This window comes from Peptostreptococcus sp. (genome assembly GCF_036639115.1).
GTDB lineage: Bacteria > Bacillota > Clostridia > Peptostreptococcales > Peptostreptococcaceae > Peptostreptococcus.
In genome coordinates this window covers 142,536-165,298 of the sequence record NZ_JAVWJH010000004.1, presented here as the reverse complement: position 1 = coordinate 165,298, position 22,763 = coordinate 142,536, and the positions used below count along the sequence as shown (strand labels likewise).

At 29.2% G+C, this 22,763-nt stretch carries 19 protein-coding genes; 4 read left to right on the top strand and 15 right to left on the bottom strand.

The window, feature by feature from the left end:
* Nucleotides 1–276 precede the first annotated feature (276 nt).
* The 8 genes from RR561_RS06480 to RR561_RS06445 form a co-directional block, all read right to left on the bottom strand.
* A complete protein-coding gene (locus tag RR561_RS06480; protein ID WP_332506739.1) occupies nucleotides 277–873 on the bottom strand; it encodes a DUF3867 family protein in 597 nt (198 codons plus the stop codon).
* 567 nt (nucleotides 874–1,440) lie between these two features.
* Nucleotides 1,441–2,235 (bottom strand): DUF975 family protein, encoded by a 795-nt coding sequence (locus RR561_RS06475; protein WP_332506738.1) that lies wholly within the window; start codon nucleotides 2,233–2,235, stop codon nucleotides 1,441–1,443.
* 551 nt (nucleotides 2,236–2,786) lie between these two features.
* Entirely contained in the window at nucleotides 2,787–4,211 is a 1,425-nt protein-coding gene (gene purB, locus RR561_RS06470; protein ID WP_332506737.1) for an adenylosuccinate lyase, read from the bottom strand.
* Nucleotides 4,212–4,405: 194 nt separating this feature from the next.
* Nucleotides 4,406–5,683, bottom strand: coding sequence for an adenylosuccinate synthase (locus RR561_RS06465; RefSeq protein WP_332506736.1), 1,278 nt, complete (start codon nucleotides 5,681–5,683; stop codon nucleotides 4,406–4,408).
* Between the two features lie 525 nt (nucleotides 5,684–6,208).
* Nucleotides 6,209–7,660 (bottom strand): TrkH family potassium uptake protein, encoded by a 1,452-nt coding sequence (locus tag RR561_RS06460; RefSeq protein ID WP_332506735.1) that lies wholly within the window; start codon nucleotides 7,658–7,660, stop codon nucleotides 6,209–6,211.
* A gap of 10 nt (nucleotides 7,661–7,670) precedes the next feature.
* On the bottom strand, nucleotides 7,671–9,029 hold the full coding sequence (trkA, locus tag RR561_RS06455) for a Trk system potassium transporter TrkA (protein WP_332506734.1): 1,359 nt from the start codon (nucleotides 9,027–9,029) through the stop codon (nucleotides 7,671–7,673).
* A 571-nt stretch (nucleotides 9,030–9,600) separates the two neighbouring features.
* The gene (locus RR561_RS06450; RefSeq protein WP_332506733.1) at nucleotides 9,601–11,049 is read right to left on the bottom strand and encodes a rhodanese-like domain-containing protein; all 1,449 of its coding nucleotides are present in this window, start codon (nucleotides 11,047–11,049) and stop codon (nucleotides 9,601–9,603) included.
* Between the two features lie 252 nt (nucleotides 11,050–11,301).
* Nucleotides 11,302–11,859, bottom strand: a complete 558-nt coding sequence (locus RR561_RS06445) for a hypothetical protein (RefSeq protein ID WP_332506732.1) — start codon at nucleotides 11,857–11,859, stop codon at nucleotides 11,302–11,304.
* Nucleotides 11,860–12,369: 510 nt separating this feature from the next.
* Between RR561_RS06445 and RR561_RS06440 the strand changes: the two genes are divergently transcribed.
* The 4 genes from RR561_RS06440 (at nucleotide 12,370) to RR561_RS06425 (ending at nucleotide 15,190) form a co-directional block, all read left to right on the top strand.
* Nucleotides 12,370–12,861 carry a MarR family transcriptional regulator gene (locus RR561_RS06440; RefSeq protein WP_332506731.1) on the top strand — a complete coding sequence of 164 codons (492 nt, stop codon included), beginning with the start codon at nucleotides 12,370–12,372 and terminating at the stop codon, nucleotides 12,859–12,861.
* Nucleotides 12,830–13,396: a cyclase family protein gene (locus RR561_RS06435; protein ID WP_332506730.1), complete on the top strand. Its 567-nt coding sequence runs from the start codon at nucleotides 12,830–12,832 to the stop codon at nucleotides 13,394–13,396. Before RR561_RS06440 ends, RR561_RS06435 begins: the two co-directional genes overlap by 32 nt.
* Nucleotides 13,397–13,723: 327 nt before the next feature.
* Complete coding sequence (locus tag RR561_RS06430) at nucleotides 13,724–14,383, top strand: PepSY domain-containing protein (protein ID WP_332506729.1); 660 nt, start codon at nucleotides 13,724–13,726, stop codon at nucleotides 14,381–14,383.
* A gap of 231 nt (nucleotides 14,384–14,614) precedes the next feature.
* On the top strand, nucleotides 14,615–15,190 hold the full coding sequence (locus RR561_RS06425; protein WP_332506728.1) for a manganese efflux pump MntP: 576 nt from the start codon (nucleotides 14,615–14,617) through the stop codon (nucleotides 15,188–15,190).
* Here RR561_RS06425 and RR561_RS06420 read toward each other — a convergent pair.
* From RR561_RS06420 to RR561_RS06390, 7 genes are all read right to left on the bottom strand, one after another.
* Nucleotides 15,180–15,338: a hypothetical protein gene (locus RR561_RS06420; protein ID WP_332506727.1), complete on the bottom strand. Its 159-nt coding sequence runs from the start codon at nucleotides 15,336–15,338 to the stop codon at nucleotides 15,180–15,182. The genes RR561_RS06425 and RR561_RS06420 overlap by 11 nt on opposite strands.
* Nucleotides 15,335–15,661 carry a hypothetical protein gene (locus RR561_RS06415; RefSeq protein WP_332506726.1) on the bottom strand — a complete coding sequence of 109 codons (327 nt, stop codon included), beginning with the start codon at nucleotides 15,659–15,661 and terminating at the stop codon, nucleotides 15,335–15,337. Before RR561_RS06415 ends, RR561_RS06420 begins: the two co-directional genes overlap by 4 nt.
* A 906-nt stretch (nucleotides 15,662–16,567) precedes the next feature.
* The gene (trxB, locus tag RR561_RS06410) at nucleotides 16,568–17,491 is read right to left on the bottom strand and encodes a thioredoxin-disulfide reductase (protein ID WP_332506725.1); all 924 of its coding nucleotides are present in this window, start codon (nucleotides 17,489–17,491) and stop codon (nucleotides 16,568–16,570) included.
* 29 nt (nucleotides 17,492–17,520) lie between these two features.
* Nucleotides 17,521–19,017, bottom strand: coding sequence for a glucose-6-phosphate dehydrogenase (gene zwf / locus RR561_RS06405; RefSeq protein ID WP_332506724.1), 1,497 nt, complete (start codon nucleotides 19,015–19,017; stop codon nucleotides 17,521–17,523).
* Entirely contained in the window at nucleotides 19,007–20,431 is a 1,425-nt protein-coding gene (gene gndA / locus RR561_RS06400) for an NADP-dependent phosphogluconate dehydrogenase (protein WP_332506723.1), read from the bottom strand. The genes zwf and gndA overlap by 11 nt, the downstream gene beginning before the upstream one ends.
* Before the next feature lie 252 nt (nucleotides 20,432–20,683).
* Nucleotides 20,684–21,934, bottom strand: a complete 1,251-nt coding sequence (locus RR561_RS06395) for a DNA polymerase Y family protein (RefSeq protein ID WP_332506722.1) — start codon at nucleotides 21,932–21,934, stop codon at nucleotides 20,684–20,686.
* Nucleotides 21,935–22,170: 236 nt separating this feature from the next.
* A complete protein-coding gene (locus RR561_RS06390; protein WP_332506721.1) occupies nucleotides 22,171–22,635 on the bottom strand; it encodes a hypothetical protein in 465 nt (154 codons plus the stop codon).
* Nucleotides 22,636–22,763 lie beyond the last annotated feature (128 nt).

The window sequence follows — 22,763 nt, the reverse complement described above, 5'->3', positions numbered from 1 at the left end:
AATTTCAATGTTTTTATTAACTGCCATTTTTTTACTGATTTCCATATTTTTATTAATTACAGCATTTTATTAACTGCCATCTATTTCTAACCTTCGCCTATCTATTTCTTATCTACAAATGGTGTAGGGTCTCAATAAAAAATATTTTTTATCAATTAAAGTCCCTACACCCTATATAGTTATATAAAATCAATTTTTTTCAAGTATTTCATTTAAAAATCGGAATTTTATGATTTTTTCTAACCTATAGATTCATAGATTTATCTTTAAATACCCTTAGTGATATTCATATATCTTTGAAGCTTCACACGCTACAATTTTTAAGGATCCATGAATACATTCTCTATAGTCTGTTATCACAGCATTTAATTCATCATCAGCAAAATCTATTTTATTCTCTGTTACGATTGTTATTTTATCCTCTTCCATAAACATTATTAAATCATTTTTTTCTGTTTTAAGGTGAAATTCAGGGATTTTTTTATTTGTTATTTTATCTTTATAAAAATCAAAAAAAGCTATCTCCTTTATTTTTTTAGTATCAAATGAATTTTTATTTTCACCATCTGAATCTGAATTGGACCCACTTTTTTCCAAGCCTTCTAATATTTCCATTTGCTTATTGAAATCATTTATATCTATGTCTATTCCCATCTTTTCCAATAATTTTTTCTGTAGTTCCATTAATTTTTCATTTGAAATATTATTGTCTAACTGATACTTGCTCATCTTAGCAGTAAACTCAGAAATAGATATATTTCCAGTTACCACGTCTTCCATCATCATATTTAGAAAGTCTTCAAACTTATCTACTTCCTGCTCATTCCATTTTTCTTGAAGCTTGCCAAATTTTATAATTTTTTCATCAGACATTTTTACGCCTCCTAATTTATATTTTTAAAACATTTACAATAAATTTGGAACAAAGAATATTAGCTTTGCTCTCTTTTTAGTCTATTTTGACTATACTGATTTTTTATAAAAATTTAATCATTTATTTTTAGATAAAGCCTTCATTATATTTCAGAAAACTTTTTAATATTTTCATCTAAAAATCACTCAATTTTTTTATTTAAAATTGATCAATATTTATTGAATATACCGACAGACAAAGAATATTTTCTTAAATTCCAGACCTACAAAATCTTATATAGCTTGATATATTATGTCTAATTTTCAACACAATATACCTATTATATGTGAGTATATTTTACCACATTATAATAGATAGTACAAAATATATCAACAAAGACTGCTACCAGAAAAATCTAATAGCAGCCTCTCATTCTTTATTTCATTTCTATTGACCTTGTTTTCTGACCAATAATTATTTTTAATCTCCAATTAACTAGAGATTTATTTCGCATTTACTTTTGTTTTTACTTTTACTTTTACTTTTACTTATTTTATATTCTTTGTCCCTACAAGTCATACTCAGCCTTATTCAGCTGTTTCTTTATCATCCATATAACTTCTGTAATGCATATTTGACTCCGAATTTATTATTCCCATCTCTCTAGCTTTTTCTTCTTCTTTATAAATTAATTCTAAATAGAAGTTTGCACTTGATGTCATTATGTATGAGTTTACAAATATAACCCCTATACCAGCTGTCAGGATAGATAGTAAATACCATCCTATAAATGATATTTGTAATTTGAAAAATTCCCATAAATGACCTTTTAAAAGCGATCTTGAATATTTCATAGACATTATAGCATCTATATCTTCATTATCTCTTAGGATTACATACTCTGTCATACTATATATTAAGTCTATATATACCATCACAATAAGCAATATTAAACCTACTATTGCTAAAATCATTACAGCTCCCATATTCTGGCTTAGGGCTTTCATCATATTTTCATCAATATTTGATGATCCAAGCATAAATGATGTTGCAAGTACTCCACTACTAACCAAAGCAAATATTATCCCAATTAACATTTGTATCATCGCAAGTATCAAAGTGAATACTAAATATCTAATATACACAGTTTTATTTGCTATAAAGTTATTAAGATCTAACTTTTCTCCATTTGCTACACTCAACATCAATTTAGAAGAACCGACCATCAAGGGAACACAAAGTATTTGTGCTATTATTCCATTAACATAGTATCCTAATAGAAGCATAACTGCTACAACACCTAAATTTACTAAAGCAAGTTTTCCCCATTTCCCTTTCAATTGTCTTCTGCTCAACGTTTTAATTTCTTTATTTGTTGGCATATTGCCACCTCCTCAATCAAAACCATCTAATATTCTTTAACTATATCATATAAATTAGTTTACAATTTTTTATTTATATGTTTTCAATAATTCAATATTTAAAATAAAATAGTTAGGCATATCTATATACATCATTATATATTTTATAATATATTTTTGCAATAAATCTTTAAAATATACAATTTTTTCTTATTATTTTTTTCTTTTTCTCACTACTAGAACATTACTATTTATATTTTTATAACTTTTTTCTTTTCATTTACTATATATATGTTCAATATTTTATAGATCTATATAATAGATTAATAATTTATATGAAAACTATTTACGATTTCATACATAATTTTAATTAATATAGAAATAAGTTAAATAAAATATAATTAATATATGCTTAAAATTAAATCAAACTAACAAAAAGGCTAGTTCTAACTTTTAAAGTCAAAAATAGCCTTTTGCATTTAAGTTTATTTTATAAACTCTATATTTCATATTTTTTATAATAAGCATATAGCAATAGTTCTTTATTTATAAATCACTATTTCTACCATTATTTATACTGTTATTTCTGCTGTTTCTATAAGCTCTACACCCTTTAAAGCTGGAGCTACTATTTCTTTTAGAAATTCGTCTACCTGCATTGGAGCACATCCTACATATAGTTCAGGCTTTAGTACAGCCAGTATCTCTTCTTTTGTAATTCCAAATGAAGAATCATTAGCTATTCTATCAACTAAATCATTTTCTTGTCCCTCTACTTTGACCATTTTGGCTGCCTCTAGAGAGTGTACTCTAATTTTTTCATGTAATTCCTGTCTATTTCCACCCTTTTTAACTGCATCCATCATGATATTTTCTGTAGCCATGAAAGGAAGTTCCTTCATTAATCTTTGTTCGATTACCTTAGGATATACAACTAGACCATCACTTACATTTGCACACAAGTTAAGAACTGCATCTATTGCAAGAAAAGCTTCTGGAACTGCTATTCTTTTGTTTGCAGAGTCATCTAATGTTCTTTCAAACCATTGTCCTGATACAGTCATTGCAGGGTTAATCATATCTGCTATTACATACCTTGATAAAGATGCTATTCTTTCACTTCTCATAGGGTTTCTCTTATACGCCATTGCAGAAGAGCCTATCTGGTGTTTTTCAAATGGTTCTTCAACTTCTTTAAGATGCTGAAGAAGTCTTATATCATTAGAGAATTTTGTTGCAGATTGAGCTATTCCAGCAAGTATATTGATTACCTGGCTATCTATCTTTCTTGAATATGTTTGACCTGTTACCTGAAAAACATCATCATAACCCATCTTATTTGCTACAGTTTTATCTAAAGTTTTCACTCTTTCATAATCACCATCAAATAATTCTAGGAAAGAAGCTTGTGTTCCAGTAGTTCCCTTTGCCCCTCTTAATCTTTTTCTCTGTAGAAAATCTTCTAGACTTTCAAGGTCAAGCAAGAAATCTTGAATCCAAAGAGTCGCTCTTTTTCCTACAGTTGTAGGCTGAGCAGGCTGAAAATGAGTAAATCCAAGAGTTGGAAGATTTTTGTACTCATCTGCAAATTTAGATAATGTAGTAATTACCTTAGCAAGTCTTTCCTTTACTAGTTCCAAGGCTTCATACATCACAATTAAATCAGTGTTGTCACCTACAAAACAAGACGTTGCTCCTAGATGTATTATTCCAGCTGCCTTTGGACACTGAACTCCATATGCATACACATGGCTCATTACATCATGTCTTACTTCTTTTTCTCTAGCCTTTGCTACATCATAATTGATATCATCTTGAAATTTCTTTAATTCATCTATTTGCTCTTGAGTTATATCAAGACCCAATTCTTTTTCTGTCTCAGCTAAAGCTATCCAAAGCTTTCTCCAAGTTTTAAACTTCATATCTGGTGAGAATAATGCCTGCATTTCTGCACTTGCATATCTCGAAGTCAGTGGTGATTCATAAGTATTTTTCATCTACAGTCCTCCATTTTACTAGAAAGTAATATTTCATATATATTAGTTCTACATTAATTAATATTTTTTATAAATGTATAGACATAATATAGTATTTTCTACACAATAAACAATCTTATTATAAAATAAAAATGCTATAATTTACAAAATTCGCAGAACTAGTCTGCGAATTTGTAATTTATCGATACAACGCCTTATGGCATTACTATATACTGTTCTCTTTCTGGTCCAACTGATACATACTTGATCTTACAGTCTACTACTTCTTCTATATATCTGATGTATTCAATTGCTTCCTTTGGAAGTTCTTCTAATTTTCTACAGTTAGATACGTCTTCCATCCAACCTTTTCTGTATTCATATACTGGTTCTGCCTTGAATAACTTTTCTCCTATTGGGAATTCCTTTAGCATTTCACCATTGAATGTGTATCCTACACATACTGGAATTTCCTTTAGGTATGAAAGTACGTCTAGCTTAGTAAGTGCTATTTCATCAGCTCCCTGACATCTAACACCGTATCTTGATGCTAATATATCAAATCCACCAACTCTTCTTGGTCTACCAGTAGCAGCACCATATTCATTACCAGCCTTACGTAATTCTTCTGCTCTGTCTCCAAACATTTCAGCTGTAAAAGGTCCTTCTCCAACACAAGTTGAATAAGCCTTCATTATGCCTATTGATTTAGTTACCTTTAGGTTTGGAACACCAGCTCCTATTGGTGCATATGGAGCTATTGTTGAAGATGAAGATGTAAATGGATAAATACCATAATCTATATCTCTAAGTGCTCCTAACTGAGCTTCAAACATAATGTCCTTACCATTTTTATTTGATTCATTAAGGAATACTCCTGTATCACATACGAAATGCTTTACTATTTCACCATATTCTTCTAAATATGCCCACATTTCATCAAAAGATATAGCTTCTTTACCATATCCTTTTTCTATCATAAGGTTCTTCCATTCGATTATTCCCTTTAATCTTTCTTTTAAGCCTTCTTTATCATCTAGAAGCTCACCCATTCTGATGCCCTTCTTCATATATTTATCTCCATAAACAGGAGCTATACCTCTCTTAGTTGATCCATATGCTGCATCTGCTAGTCTTTCTTCTTCTAGACAGTCCTGCTCAACATGGTATGGCATAACGATTATAGCTCTATCACTCACCTTTAGATTATCTGGTGTAATATTTATTCCACCCTTTTTTAGCTTATTCATTTCTTCTACTAAGTGCTTGATATCAACTACAACACCATTACCTATTACGTTTACTACATCATCACGTAGTATCCCTGATGGCAATAAGTTTAGTACAAACTTACCCTTTTCATTTACAACGGTATGACCTGCGTTGTTTCCACCCTGATATCTAACTACTATATCGTAGTTTTCAGATAACAAGTCCACCATTCTTCCTTTTCCTTCATCTCCCCAGTTTACTCCAGTAATTGCTGTTAACATAAATTCTGTCCTTTCTTCTTTCTCTTTTTATAGATATTTACAAATATTGTCAAAAAAATAGTGCTCTAGATGGTTTTGAAATTTTATATTGTTGTAACAAACAAAATTTCCCACAAGAACACTGCCTATTACCTGTAGATTATACCATATAATTTTACGAAAGTCTATGATAATGTATATCTTTATACTTATTTTTTATTTAAAAGTGAAAAAAATATTCGTGTATTTGCAGTTTTTTTAATATTTTCTCTATTCATTCAAAAAAATATTTTTTTGTCATTCTAAATATTTTAAATAAGCAATATTATAAAAAGACATCACATTTTTATGCTCAAAAGTGTATTATGCAGTCAATAATTTTGCTGATATTCTGTATATTTATTTCAAAATATACCTTTTTTTGATAAGTAACTATAATTTCTGCAAATTGAATAAATTACACTGAACAAATTATCTAGACAATAAAAAAGACGATTTATTATAAATCGTCTTTTTATATTTACTTACTTTCTATTTTTTATTCTATTAAAATCTTCTCTTATACATCCTTGGACTAAATAAAAGTAAAATTGGGAATATCTCCAACCTACCAAGCAACATATCAAAGGATAATACAAGCTTAGAAAAACCTGAGAAAGTAGAGAAGTTTCCAGTTGGCCCAACAATGTTACTTATTCCTGGTCCAACATTATTTATACAAGTAATAACTGATGTAAGACTTGTTTCAAAGTCAAATTCATTGAGTGATATCAACAAAAATGATATTACTATCAATGAGAAATACATCAAACAATAAGCTAACACACTACTTATTACAGATGCCTCAACAGGTTTTTTATCAATTGTTACACCCACCATCGCTCTTGGATGTATCATTCTTTTTACTTCTGATTTTATATGTTTTCCCATTATAAGTATTCTAGAAACTTTTAAACCACCTGCTGTGGAGCCTGCACAGGCACCGACTATCATTATAAGCATTAATATAGCCTTTGAAAACATAGGCCATACATTAAAGTCTGCGGTCATAAATCCAGTAGTTGTAATTATAGAAGCTACTTGGAAAGACGCATATCTAAATGCCTTCATAAGAGAAGGATACATATGTCTTATATTGAACGTTATAAGTATTGTAGATACAGCAATTATCGCCAAATAGGCTCTCAACTCTTCACTTTGGAAAATTCTTTTAAACTTTTTTAAGATTGCTAAATAAAACAAGTTAAAGTTGATACCAAATAATATCATAAATATTGTTATTACACCATCTATATAGGCACTATCATAGTGTCCTACGCTGTTTGCCTTATTGGAGAAGCCTCCTGTACCTGCTGTAGAAAAGGCATGAATTATACTATCAAATAGTGGCATCTTGCCTGCCATCAAAAATAATATCTGTAAAATTGTCAAACCTATATATATAAAATATAGTATTTTAGCTGTTTGTTTTGCCTTTGGAACTATTTTATCTACTGTAGGTCCTGGTATTTCTGCCTTCATTATATTCATAGATCTGCTACCTGCCAATGGAATGATTGCCATTACGAATACCAATACACCCATTCCGCCTATCCAATGTGTAAAAGCTCTCCAAAACTGAATCCCATTGGGAAGGGCTTCTATATCGGTCAGTATAGTAGATCCTGTAGTGGTAAATCCAGACACCGTTTCAAAAAATGCATTTATAAATCCATGTATGCTTCCTGTTAAATAAAAAGGAAGTGCACCTATTATTGAAAATGCTATCCAAGCAATACCAACTATAAATAGGCCATCTTTCGCGAAAATATCTGATTTTCTTGGCTTTTTAATTGTAAATAGAAAGCCAACTGCTGCAAAAAATATAGCTATTAAGAAAATAGTCTTTGCTACATCATATTCACCATATATCAATGAGACTATTCCAGGTATCAACATTAAGACACCCTCTATTTTTGCTACATTTAGCAGAATATAAACTACCATTTCATAATTCATTATATTTCTCCTAATCTGCTATTATATCTTCTATATCATTGATATTTAGTCGTTTTGTTACTATTATAATATTATCTCCCTCTTGTATTGAATCATTTCCATCTGGAACTATAATATCTCTGTCCCTTACTATACAAGCTATTAATATATCTTTTTTCAAATTTAATTCAGAAAGAGGCTTGTTCATTATTTTACAAGATTCTGTTACTGAAAATTCTAGAGCCTCTACCTTGTTATCTATTATTCTATACAAAGAATTTAGTTTACTTCCATATGAATTATTCATTGCCTTTACATATCTCAAAATTATGTTACTTGTCAAATCTTTTGGAGATATCACTGTATCTAAATTAAAGTTTTCTGTAAGTTCCTTAAATGAAGACTGGCTTACCTTTGTTATTACCTTGTTTACATTTTTCATATTTGCATACATAGAAAGTATTATATTTTCTTCATCTATGCCTGTAAGCGAAACAAATGCATCTACATCCTCAATCCCTTCTTCTTCTAATAGCTGACTATCTGTACCATCACCATATATAATATCTACATTTGGTAGTAATTCTGATAACTCCTTACAAGTATCATAGTTATTATCTATTATCTTCATATTGAAATTTATCTGTTCTAAGCTTTTGCAAAGATAATAACCTATCTTACCTCCACCAACTATCATTACTGTCTCTATCTTTCTCTTTAGCCCTCCAACTTTTCTTAGAAATTCCTCTAAGTTATCATGAGAAGCTGCAATATTTATCTTATCACCTAGTTCAAGCTCTACATTTCCATCTGGAATGATTACCTCACCATTTCTTTGGACTGCACATATAAGCATTTTTAACTTTGTAGATCTTATAATTTCACTCACCTGCATACCTATTAGTGGAGAAGCTTCTTTTATCTTAAATTCAAGCAACTCTACCTTACCTTTGGCAAAAGTCTCTACCTTAATTGCAGAAGGGAATCTAAGTATTCTAGATATTTCATTTGCAGCTACATATTCTGGATTTATAACCATACTTAGCCCTAAATCATCTTTAATGTAGCTTAATTGATTATAATAAGCTGGATTTCTCACTCTTGCTATTGTATTTTTGGCACCTTGTTTTTTTGCAAATAAACATGAAAACATATTTGTTTCATCAGAAGAAGTGCACCCTATTACCAAATCTGCACTATCTACTCCTGCTTCTGTTTGTACTTCATAATCAATCGCATCACCATAAATACAGGCTACATCTTGATGTGAGTTTATCTTGTTTATTACATCTATATTTCTATCTATTACTGTAACATCATGTGATTCCTTTGATAGCTCTTCAGATAGTTTTTTACCTACCTTACCAGCACCTATTATTACTATTCTCACGGATATTCCTCCTATTATTTTCCATATACTTTGGTAAATTATATTAAAACGCTAAAACTCACAGCCTTCATTTAAGTTGAGAGTTTTCTCATAGGCTACAATAGTTGACATACCTTATCTTCAGCAGATAAATATATCATGTAGTCCTGACTTAAATTTGACTGTGAATTCCCGATTTTTAGCTATAATTCGCCACCTGTTATAATAGTTTAACACCTTTTAAGTCAATATACAACTCCTTATATTTTTCTGATATATAAAGTACTTTTCTCCATATTTATTTTGATTCCAAATAACATTTTTTTATAAAAATTATTCTTTTTTATTTTATAAAATAAAATCATTTTTTTATCTTTTTTTCATTACAATTTACTTCTTTATTAAGCAAAACAGATAATTTTTCACTTTTTTTATTTTAGTATTATAAAAAATTTCTATGCTATGATTAATTTATTGTATATTTTATCTAATTTATATTATATAAAAAAGAGGTTCATCCATAAATTATGATTTACCTCTTTTTATATTTAACTTCATTAACTTTTCTTATAAATCCCTATCTTTATCTTAATTACTTATAAAAATATTCTTCTGGCTTGCTTTCCGGAGCATCCTTTGGTAATCCTTTTTCCTTGTCTTCACTGTCTGGCATCTTAATCCACTGGTACCATCCACCAACATATACTCCTATATCATCCCAGCCCATAGCCTTAGCTATATAGTATGTTTCTGCAGCTCTCCAGCCTGTTCCACAGTGAAATGATACTGTCTTATCTGGAGTTATTCCCCATTTTTTCCATCTATCAGCACATATATTGTAATTAAACATTGTATTGTCTATATTTCTATAATCTTCCATAGCATATGGATTAGACCCTGCATATGCAAATCTAGCATTTTTAATATCTCCTGCCTTATCTATATAAGTATATCCACTCATTTTTCCAATATATTCATCAAAACTTCTAACAGATGCTATTACAGCATTTTTATCATTTGTAAGTTTCTTTTCTTTTTCATAGTCAAATACTATTGAAGGATTTTGTGGAAGCTCTGCACCAAAATCCACTGGTTCTATAGATACAACCTCTTTATCTAGTGGTCTTTTTTCTAATTTCCAAAGTTCTTTACCACCATTTACTAGTTTAATATTCTTAACTCCTGCATAGTCCATTACTAGTGCTGCTCTATTTGCTGCCGTAGTTGCATTTCCTGTTCCATAAAGAACGACCATTGTATCTTTGTCAATTCCAGCATTTTCAAGGATTGCTTTTATTTTTTCATCTTCAGGAAATCCCCAAAATTTAAGTTGTTCTTCCATTGGTATTCCTTCGTATTCCTGAACTGTTCTTGGGCCTGCTTTATGATTAATTTCATCAGAGTTCATATTTATTGCTCCCTTTATATGACCATTTTTATATTCATCTTTTTCACTTGGAAGGGATATCTCTACAATTTTATACTTCTCTCCATTATATCCTTGAGGTTTTTTGCCATTACTCAGATCTTCTACCCACTGAGGTGATACAAACATATCATAACCTGCTAGTCTCTCTAGCTTTCTACTATCCTTTGCATACTCATTGATACCACCTTCTAACACATGTATATCATGGAACCCTAAACTAACAAATTTATCTAGTTCTTCTTGCTTCACATCTCCATCTGAGTATAGAACTGTTTTTTTATCTTTATCTATATGACGTCTGTGTAACTCTATATTTAAGTTTTCTTTATTTGCTTCATAACTAATCCACTCTACAGGAAAGTCCACCGCTTTGGCAATATGGCCACTTAGCTTCTTTTCATTTTCCCAACCTATAAATTTATCTGGGTGTCTTATATCAATTATTTGTGTTGCATCATCTAAAGAATCTGATTTTACTACAGCCTCTTCAATTTTCAAAGTTTTTTGAGCTTCATTTTGAGCTTTTTTTTCGTCATGGCAAGCTGTCAAAGCAACTGTTAGAGAAAAGGCGCCTACGATCAAAAGTGTCTTTTTAATTTTTTTGAATTTCATCTTTGAATTCTCCTTTTTACAATATAATTTTTCATAGATTTGTTACTCTTTTAATAATAGCGATTATACTAACTTACTTTTAATATTCTTAATTTACTATAGCTCTTTAATACAAATCTCAATGTCACTCTAATATGTTATTGACTTCAAATTGCCTATAGACTTGCTATGAGTTTGTATATATGTTTATTGTCCATAGATCTCCCAGTTGATTTATTGTGGGAGCTTTTTTTGATCTAATTCTTAGCTTTATTATTTTGTTTTTGTAAGTAATAATAAAACTTGATAAAAAATTAGAGTTATCAAGCCTGAAAATCCATATATTTTTGCTTGCTCTAAAACTGCCTGAGTTTCAAATAAGGATGATGTATCCCTAGAACTAGTAGTTATCCAATTAGAAATTCCTATTGATAGTGGCTTTGCTAATATTGATAGTAGAATTGATGACACTACTATTACTAAAGTTATATACACTTTCTTATTTTTAATCATGTTCTTTGATATACCATTTTTTACGATGGAAATAATAGAAATGTCTATTACCCACAATATCAATGAGTAGTTCAAAAACTCCGCTGATAAACCAAACTTGATCATTATTATTTGCATTATAGCTATAAATACTAAAGATGGAATAATTCCAAAATAAATTGAAAAAATAAATATTCCTATTATATTCAAATAAATATAACTTGGAACATTCAAAAATATTAAAGAACAAGTTGTATATATAGTGATAGCAGAGGCTGCTAGAAGTATAAATATAGCTTGAGACATTTTAAAACTATTATAAATTCTTTTATTGTACATTTAAATTCACCTCCCTCACTATTGCATACGATTTCAACTCAATAATATCATATTGATACACATTATACAAGGTATATACTTATTTATGGTTTAATTTTTTATAGTATTCTTCTATTTTTGATGCTTATAGTATTTTTTATTTAGATTATCTATTATATTTCAAAACTTTTTACGCTTTTGCTTATTTATTATAAATTTTTATACCTTACTATTTTTTTTATTAATTTTAAATCATTTCTTTTATTTTATTAATCTATATTTTCTGTAGTGGCTTTTAATAATAGGACTTTTTTAATATCTTTTTTCAGTTTATTTTTATGAATATTCTTTAAAAGGTTCATATGATAGATAACTTCTTTAAAAGATTTCACTTTTCGTAATCTTTAAAAAAGAAAATTTATTGATTACTAAGTAATCTTTTATATTTTTAAAATATTGTTGACAAGGGAAACAATATTTGTTAAACTGATTATAGTTTCTAAGGAAACAATATATTTGAGGAGTATATAAATGGATGTTCAAAATAGAGTATTAGATCTTTTTAAAAATATATATGAAAAGCAAGATGAATTAAGCAAGTTGACAGATTCTAAATTATTCAATGAATTTAGCAATTCTGAAGTTCATACTATCGATATTATTGGAAAAACAAAAGATGTAAATGGTGTCACAATTTCATCTAAATTAGGTCTGACTAGGGGTGCGGTCAGTAAAATCATATCTGGATTAAAGAAAAAAAAATTAATTGATAGCTATCAAAATTCAGATAACAAGAAAGAAATATATTATAAGCTAACAGAAAAAGGAGAAATTATATTTTGTAAGCACGAAAAAGCACATAAAGAATGGGAGGAAAGGGAATTAAAATTCCTCAATCAAATTTCCCCTCCTGAAATAGATATCGTATCTGATTTTTTAAATAGATACAACTCTTATCTAAAGAGTTTAATAGTTGAAAGGAGTAATAACTATGATAATAGATTTAACAACGAAAATAAATAAAGAACTAATAGAACCTTGGCTAGTAAAGCAAGAAAATAAACATTTGGCAACTGGACACGTAGGTACACATCTTGACACTTATATGAAATCAAATATACCAATGGAATACTTTAAAAGAAATGGTGTTTTAATTGATGCCAGTCAATATGCCAAAGAAAGAGAAATTAATATCTCTGATGTTTTAAACGCAGAAATTAAAGAAGGAGATTTCGTACTTTTTAGAACAGATCAAATAAAAAAAGAGTACGGCAGAAAAGAATATTTCGATAATCATCCTCAACTTTCTCATGAATTAATCCAATTCTTATGCGATAAGAAGGTTAGCTTTATAGGAATAGATGCAGCGGGAATACGTAGAGGTGCTGAGCATAGAGACGCAGATGTTCTTTGCGAGGAAAATAATATATATGTTATCGAAAATCTTACTAATTTAGATCAGTTTAATAATGATTTTACTGTATACACTATGTGGCTAGAAGATGAATTAGCTACAGGTCTTAAGTGTAGAGTGCTTGTTGAAACTAACTCTAAATAATGTCAGTATATAATTGCTAAAATGTACAATAGCTTATACTTTAAAAGTATCTGTTATTGTACATTTTTTTTATAATTTTAATTATTTTATCTAGTTGTCTTTCTATTTTTTATTTTTTTTGCTAAATACTTATTTATGTTTTCTTTTAGATTAATCTCATAATTTTATTACAATATGGTAAAACTCTTTGAAATCATTCAATATTTGCCATTTCTGTTGTATAATATATTTATTGTTTTATATTATAATTTACTATTAATGTTTCATAACATTAATAATTAAATATATTTTTATAACTATTAGATATAAAAATTTGGAGGGAAAATTATGTTTTTAAGTAAAAATGCAAGTAGAAAATTTAAAAAGGGAATGATCTTGTCTGCATGTTTTGTCATGCTATTCTCAGCTGTAGGTTGCGGAAGTGACAAGTCAGAATCAAGCAAGAACAATAAAACAAAGGCAGAAAATATTTTAGATGTAAGAACTGCTGATATAGTTGGTCAACAACAAGCTATCTTAAGATTTACTACTGACCACAAGGCTGGAAGTATAATTTCTATCGAGCTAAAACCTTCACAAGATAAATACACATATACAGTAAATGCTGTGGATAAAAAAGGTATTGAGTCTATAATGACAATTGATGCCAAAACTAGTAATGTTTTGAAAAAGGAAGAAAAAGGTCCAATTGATAAAAATAACGCACCAGGATACATTGATTTCACACCTGTATTAGATGTAGACAAAGCAGCTAAACACGCTACAAGTTTTGCCTCTAATAAAGATATGGATCAAATAACTGCATATAAACTATATAATGATGGTAGCAAAAACGTCTATCAGTTTACACTTACGGATGGAGCCATTGAAAAAGCAAAAACTGAAAAAGTTCTAGTAGATGCAGTTACAGGCAAGAAGTTAGATTCAAATACAAGCAAGGACAGCAATTCTGGCAACGCTAATAAAAGCAATACTGATAAAAAATAACTCAAATTATAATTAATAGTTTCTTTGATAATATTTTTTATATTATGCTATGATTTTTTATACAATTGATATATAATGAATAGTGTAGAATAATTCTCCATCCAAGCCATTGGGTGGAGTTTCTTTATTTAGTGTACATGCTAAGCAATATGTGTATAATTCGTTGATATTATTAAATACTATGTATTTATATATTATAGTTTAATACTTTATTTTAATGGGGAGATTATCATGTCTATTTTTAATTTAATAAGTATCGGTATAGGTCTTAGTATGGATGCCTTTGCAGTTGCAATATGTAAGGGACTCTGTCAAAGAAAAATGAATTGGAAAAATGCTATTAAAATAGGTCTCTACTTTGGATTCTTTCAAGGACTTATGCCTCTAATTGGCTACTTTTTAGGATCACAATTTGCAGGCTTAATAGCTTCTGTAAGTAATTGGATTGCTTTTTTCTTATTGGCTATCATAGGTGGTCATATGATCAAGGAATCTCGAGAGGTAAAGCAAGTTGAAGAAGTTGTATGTGATGTAGATGGTGAACTAAAACTAGATGTAAAAAACATGCTATTATTATCAATCGCTACTAGCATTGATGCACTAGCTGTTGGTATTTCTTTTGCCCTTTTAAATATCAATATCTTCTCGGCTGTAGCATCAATTGCTGTTATTACATTTTTATTTTCTACAGTTGGAGTTTTTATCGGATTTAAATTCGGTGCAAAGTATAAGAGTAAATCAGAGGTTCTTGGTGGAGTGATTCTTATTGTTATAGGACTAAAAATTCTTCTAGAATCTATCCTGTAGCTTCAAATACTAGCAAAAAATAAAGATACCTTCTAAATCCTTTTGTTGTTTGGACTGAGAAGGTATCTTTGTTTTTATATTTATCTAACCCTAGTATAATCTTATTAGTATCACTTAACTTAAATTTTTTATCATCTTCATTTGTCATTGTTTGTCATTTTTCCCTATTTTTGATAGTATTTTGTGAACAAATTCCACGGCTGCTGAATTTGAATCATCGCCTTCTTCTTCTGGAGCCACTTCAAATACTCCAATAATCTGAAAATCTTCCACAATAGAATTCTCATAAATAACTTTTTCCACTAACATTCCACCTTTTGATGCTTCTATATTATGTTTATCACTCAAATTATCTATTACACATACCACATCACCAGATTCAAAACGCTCTCCTAGATCAACCTTCCATTCATATAGTTTGCTAACACTACAGCAATCGTTTACTTTTGGAACTTTAATCTTTTCTCTCATAATATCACCTCAAAATAAAAATAATTTACTATGTTTCTAACCACTTCTTCTAGTTTAACATAAACACTAAAACTTTTAATCTATTATCTAAAAATTGACACATTATTTATCAACAAGGATAATTCATTATATCTATAGCCAAATTTAACACTATTTTCTATATTTTCTTAGATTTATATTTTCTTTATATACGCTTAAAAAACTTTTATTTTCTTAAAAATACTCTTATTTGAAAATCAATATACCATATTTTCCTAAAAAAACTAATTTTTTTATTAGTAACTTTATAATTTTATATTTTGAACTTTTAAGCCCTTAATTAAATAATTATAAAAACTTTTTTGATAGCTAATACATTGATATTTTATGAACAATTTATTTTTATATTTATATTTATAATATTTTTTTAAATGCTCTTTTATAAAATTAATAGTTTATAATTATTACATATATATTATTTAGTTTTCACTATGTATATATATAAATAATATGAAATTATTTTCAATAGTTTACCATTCACGTCTCATGAATATTTCTTAATAGTATCATTTAACGGTTACTAGAAGTAATACTTAAAAAGTATACCGTCTCTAGGCATAGCGAATCATCAATACTCTTTGTTGCACATTAATAATTTTAAAATTGATGTATAAATACAGTTTCAATCAAATTTTAAGTTTATATTTTTTATAAGTATATTTCTCTATAATTATGTTAATACCCATTTATTTTATTATATATCTTTTATAAAATATCCATCAATATACTTTAATAATATCCCTATATTTTGATCTATATTCAAAATAAGCTTTATGATAATATTCATTAAAAAAGTAGCTATTTTGTCTAATAAAAGATTAAAATAGCTACTAATTATCAATTATAATTTATTTTCACTTTTTAAAACTAGTGTGATAATAAATATTTTTCTGCTGCGTGTACTGCTATCGCACCATCTGCCGCTGCTGTTATTATCTGTCTTAATGATTTTTGTCTTATATCACCTACAGCATAGATTCCAGGAACATTAGTTGCACAATCTTCATTTGTAATTATATAGCCATTTGGAGCCATATCAACTAATCCCTTTACCAAGCCTGATGTTGGTATACCGCCTATTGCAACAAATAAACCATCTAACTCTATCTTTCTTTCTGAGTTATCTGTTTTATCCACTGTTACGATTGCCTCTATCTTGTCATCTCCAACAATTTCTTTAATAGTACTATTCCATACTACTTCAACACCTGATTCAAATAATCTACTTTGAAGAGTCTTATTTGCTCTAAGTTCATCTCTTCTATGTACAAGATATACCTTTGATGCTATTCTAGAAAGATATATAGCATCCTCAACAGCAGTATCTCCACCACCATTTACAGCTACTACCTTATTTCTGTAGAAACCTCCATCACATATAGCACAGTAGCCTACTCCTCTTCCTGTTAGCTTTTCTTCATTTGGAAGGCCAAGCTTTCTAGAAGTTGAACCCATAGATAATATTATAGTTTTGGCTAATATTTCTTCTCCACCTGCAATTATTTTTTTCACTCCATCATCCAATACTTCTATTGAATCTACACCCTTATAATCTATTGTCGCACCAAATTTCTTTGCATGTTCTAGCATAGTATTAGAAAGTTCTACTCCGTTTGTGTCTGGAAGTGCTGGATAGTTTTCTATTTCATTTGTAGACACCATCTGTCCACCATGGAAGTTTTTTTCAAGGATCAAAGTTTTTAGCTCTGCTCTTCCTCCATATATACCTGCTGTCATGCCAGCTGGCCCACCACCTATTATTACTATGTCATAAATTGTTTTTTCGCTCATAATTATCCTCCTCCAATAAATGTTTTATTTTAAAATGTCTCCACTGGTCCATTAGTTGCAATGTCATAAAAATATAACTTGTTTGAATATTTTTTATATGAATCGACTATTTTATTAATGTATTTCCAGCTTGTTTCTATTTGTTTCCATTGTGAAAATAGACTTTTATCTGAATCCATGCAAGATTTCAATAATCTTTCATATGCTTCTGGTGTATTTGCCCTATTTTCTAGTATACAGCTCTGGCAAAAATCCATCTCAACTTCTTTTATTACTTGATTACCTATTCCAGGTTTTTTAATATTAAAGTTCAATTTTACACCTTCATCGGGTTGTATCTTAATTAAGAGATTATTGCCTGCTACACCTTCTTCCATAGATTTAAAACTAACAATTACTTCACTTTCTCTTTTATCTAGCTTCTTGCCAGTTCTTAGGTAGAAAGGAACACCTTTCCATCTTTCATTTTCTATTTCAAGCTTCAATGCGACATATGTTTCTGTTACAGAATTTGGATCTACCTTTTCTTCATCTCTATATCCATTATACTGCCCCATCAACAAAATTTCATCTATTTTTTCTCCATCTATATCTTTTAATTGCTTAAATACTTCATTTTGTGAGTCCTTTATAGAAATCGTATTATTATCTTTTGGTTTTTCCATTGCCACGATAGACATTATCTGGAATAAATGATTTTGTATCATATCTGCTAAGGCTCCACTTTTGTCGTAATATCCACCCCTGCTGTCTACCCCTACTGTTTCATAGGCATTTATTTCTACTTTTTCTATATATTCATTATTCCAAACAGCCTTGAATAGTGCATTTGCAAACCTTAAAGTCATAATATTTATTATCATTTCTTTGCCAAGATAGTGATCTATATGATAGATATTTTCCGTTTTAAAATAACTCTTTAAATTACTGTATATTTTTTCTGCTGCCTGAAGATTTTCTCCAAATGGTTTTTCTATAATTACCTTAGTATCTCCCATACAACAGCTTTCATTTAGTGGTGTATTTTCACATTGACAACTATGTTTTTGACAGTTTCCCTTTTTTAGACCTTCTGTTATAGGATCAAAAAGCTCTGGTGATACTGCATAATAATATATCAAACCATCCTCTATACCTTCCGAATCTATAAAATCTATCAAGCCTTTATATTCATTGCTGTCACTCATATCCATCTTATAATATCTAATTTTCGACTTAAACTCTTCAAATTTTTCATCGGTGTACTTTAATCTAGAGAATTCTTTCATCCAGTCTTGAACTATTTTTATATACTCTTCTTGACTATAGTCTCTTCTTCCTACTCCAATTATTTCATAATCTTCGGGAAGAGTGTTCAAGCAGTGTAAATTGTAAAGAGCTGGAAACAACTTTCTATATGCCAAATCCCCTGTTCCACCAAATATAACCATTGCATTATTAGCTATCTTTTGGTTAGCTTCTTTTATCTCATCTGTTATATTTTTTGATTTATTATCTTCTATATTATTTATATTATTATTTGTCATTTTTATCTATCCAATCATAATGAAAATTACCCTCTTTATCTAGCCTTTCAAATGTATGAGCCCCAAAGTAATCCCTCTGAGCCTGTATAAGATTGGCCCCTGATCTAGATGTCTTATATGTGTCTATATAACCTAGAGCTGAAGTCATTGCATTTACAGATACTCCACTTTTCACTGCCAGACCTATCAAGGTTCTTAAATCTTTCAGTCTTGAATTTATTTCTCTTGAGAAAAAATCCGTAAATATCAAATTGTCAATTTCCGAGGAAGATTTAAATGCATCGGATATATCATTTAAAAACTTTGCTCTTATTATACATCCGCCCCTAAATATCTTTGTTATCTCTGCAAAATCAAAGTTCCAATTGTACTCTGACTCAGCAACTGATAATAGTTTAAAACCTTGGGCATAAGAAATAATTTTAGATATATAAAGACTATTTTTAACTATCTCTATAAGCTCTTTTCTATCTATATCAATATTTTTCAAACTTTCTTCAATGCTGCTATCAATTATTATTTTTTCGGCTTTCATTCTTTCATCTTTTAAATTTGACATAAATCTCGCATTTAAAGCTGCCGTGATAACAGATATATCTACTCCCAAATCTATTGCTTCAAAATTCGTCCATTTACCAGTACCCTTTTGAGAAGCCTTATCCAAAATAACATCTAAAAGATAATTTCTACCTTCCTTTACCTTAAAAATATTTGCTGTTATTTCTATTAGATAACTCTCCAGCTCGCTTTTATTCCAGCTATCAAATATTTCTTCTAATTCCTTATTAGAGAATCTGCCAATTTTTTTTAATATTGTATATGCTTCACTTATCAGTTGCATGTCAGCATACTCTATACCGTTGTGTACCATCTTTACATAGTGTCCTGAACCATCTCTTGATATATATCTACAGCATGGCTCTCCATAAGCCTTTGCAGATATTTTTTCAAATATCTCAGAAACAAATGAATAAGCTTTTTCATCACCACCTGGCATAATAGCTGGTCCGAATCTTGCACCTTCTTCTCCACCGGATATCCCTACACCTAAAAAATATATATTTTTTTCTTTTAAGTATCTTTCTCTTCTTATTGTGTCTTTAAAGTAAGAATTGCCACCATCTATAATTATATCTTCTTCATCCACTAAATTAATTAATTGTTCTATCAGCATATCTACGGGCTCACCTGATTTAACCATCATAAATATTTTTCTTGGCTTTTCAAGTGACTTTATAAAATCTTCCAAATTATAAAATGCAGAAAAATTTTGATGTCCATGTTCTTTCATCACTTTATCAACAACCGAGGTCGTCCTATTAAAAATAGATACTTTATAACCATTATCTGCCATATTGAGTGCCAAATTCATCCCCATTACGGACAAACCAATTACTCCTATATTGCTTTTCATATATCTACCTTCTCCTTTTAAAACTATCCTACAAAAGATTATATATTTTATATATCTTTTGGGCTTCATTATATACTAGGCAGCTTATATCTAATATATTAGATATTATAATCTTGTCTAGTTTACCTTATATTCTTATATTTTAATTGTAACTTTAAATTTCACATTTATATTTTATATATACACCTATTACCCTATTTTTAATCATACAATGTATTTTTTATTGTTTTAAATACGTTTTCCTTTATTTTTTTACAAATAAACATTTTTATCCTTTTTCTTTTTGGAAATTCCACCTTCCATGTGAGAAATATCATTTCCAAGAAATATTGCCCTTTTTATTGAATCTTCTCCGTACTTTTCTCTTATTTCATCTACTGCATCATATAATTTTTCTTCTTTATCATCATTTATATCATCAAAGAAATTCATTTGCTCTATTTTTTTATTTGCTACACTGCTCGTACTGACTCCAATATGTCTAATGGGCATTTTATTCCATATTTCAAGAAACATAGCACATGCTTCTTTATATATTATATTTACCGCATTTGTATCTACTGATAGTTTTCTTTGCTTGCTATAGCCTTCAAAATTCATATCCACCATTTCAATACTTACTACACCAGCCTTCATATTCTTTTTCCTAAGTCTAGCGCAAACCGTCTCACAAAGAGAAAGTATTAGCTGATTTGCCTGATTTACATCTACAATATCATATGCTGTTGTAGATGAATTTCCTATAGATTTATTTTTTACTTCTTTTTTAAGAAATGTATAGCCCTCTTCTCCATTTGCATGTTTATGAATTACTTCTCCATGTTTTTTAAATCTTTTTCTCATAAAATTAATATCTGAATTAGCAATATCTCCAATACTCACAAAACCCAAATTCCTTAATTTTTTAGCAGTTTTTGATCCGACAAAAAACAATTCTTCTACAGCTAGTGGCCACATCTTAGACTCTATTTCATCTTCAAACAAAGTATGTGTTTTATCTGGTTTACTAAACTCTCCTGCCATCTTTGCTGTGAGCATATTGTTTCCTATTCCTATGTTTACAGTAAAGCCTAATTCTTTTTTTATTCTTTCTCTCATATTATCTGCGCATATCTTAGCTTCTCCAAATAACCTATCCGTTCCAGTCATGTCAATAAAGGCTTCATCTATTGAATATTGATATACATTAGGGGAATATTGATTTAATAACTCTATTAGTTTATTAGAATTTTCAATATATAAGTCAAAGTTTGCGGGTACAATATAAAGTTGTGGACATTTTCTTTTCGCCATTTCTATAGGCTCCCCTGTTTTTACTCCAAACTTTTTGGCTATTTGACTCTTTGCTAGTACTATCCCACTTCTTTTACTCGGATCTCCCGCTACTGCAGATGCGATATTTCTAAGATCATCATCCATACTATTTTCTTTAGACCTTTTTACTGCCTCCCAGCTCAAATAAGCTGAATTTACATCTACATGAAAAAATATTTTTTCTTTCATCTTAACCCCCCTATTCATAAACATACGTTCTTATTCTATTATATAGTATTTGATGAAAATATTCAATTAAACACAAAAATGACCTAGGGAAATCCCTAGGTCATTTTTGTTTGTTTTTAGACTTTCATTCGCTCTCGAATAACACTATACATTATACCATTTTATCCGAAAAATTTAAAGACCTTTTATGTATTTTATATAATCTATATATAAACAGGCATTTAAATAACTTTTATTTATTTTCTTCCTGTAGATCCTACTCCACCCAATCTCTCTTCTGATTTTGGACAATCTTCGTCTGCTACCAAGTATTTAGAAAATATTCCTTGTATTACTCTTTCTCCAGCCTTAATTATTACTTCTTCATCAGTTAGATTTCTCAACATAAATCCAATATTTCCATCGTTGTCTGGATTGGAATAATAATCTGAATCTATAATTCCAGTTGTATTCGCAAGCACTAGACCTCTTTTCATACCTATAGAGCTTCTTACATGAGTACATAATACTTCATCTGGAAGCATATATGACTTAATGTCTGTGAAAATAACCTTAGAGTTTCCTCTTGCTGGTATTACTATATCTACAGGAGTACAAAAATCGTAACCTGCTGATTTTGATGTTCCTCTTTGTGGCATTACTATATCGCATTCTGGATGCTTTCTATGTTCTTTTTCTACTAATTCAAATCCTCTTACCATTCTTTGACCTCATTTCTATAATTTTGTCACTGATTATTATAACATAAATATGAAATAATTACATTTTTAATGTTCTCATAAAAAAACAGTGTCAGTTTAAAATTTAAATTGACACTGTTTATTCTTTT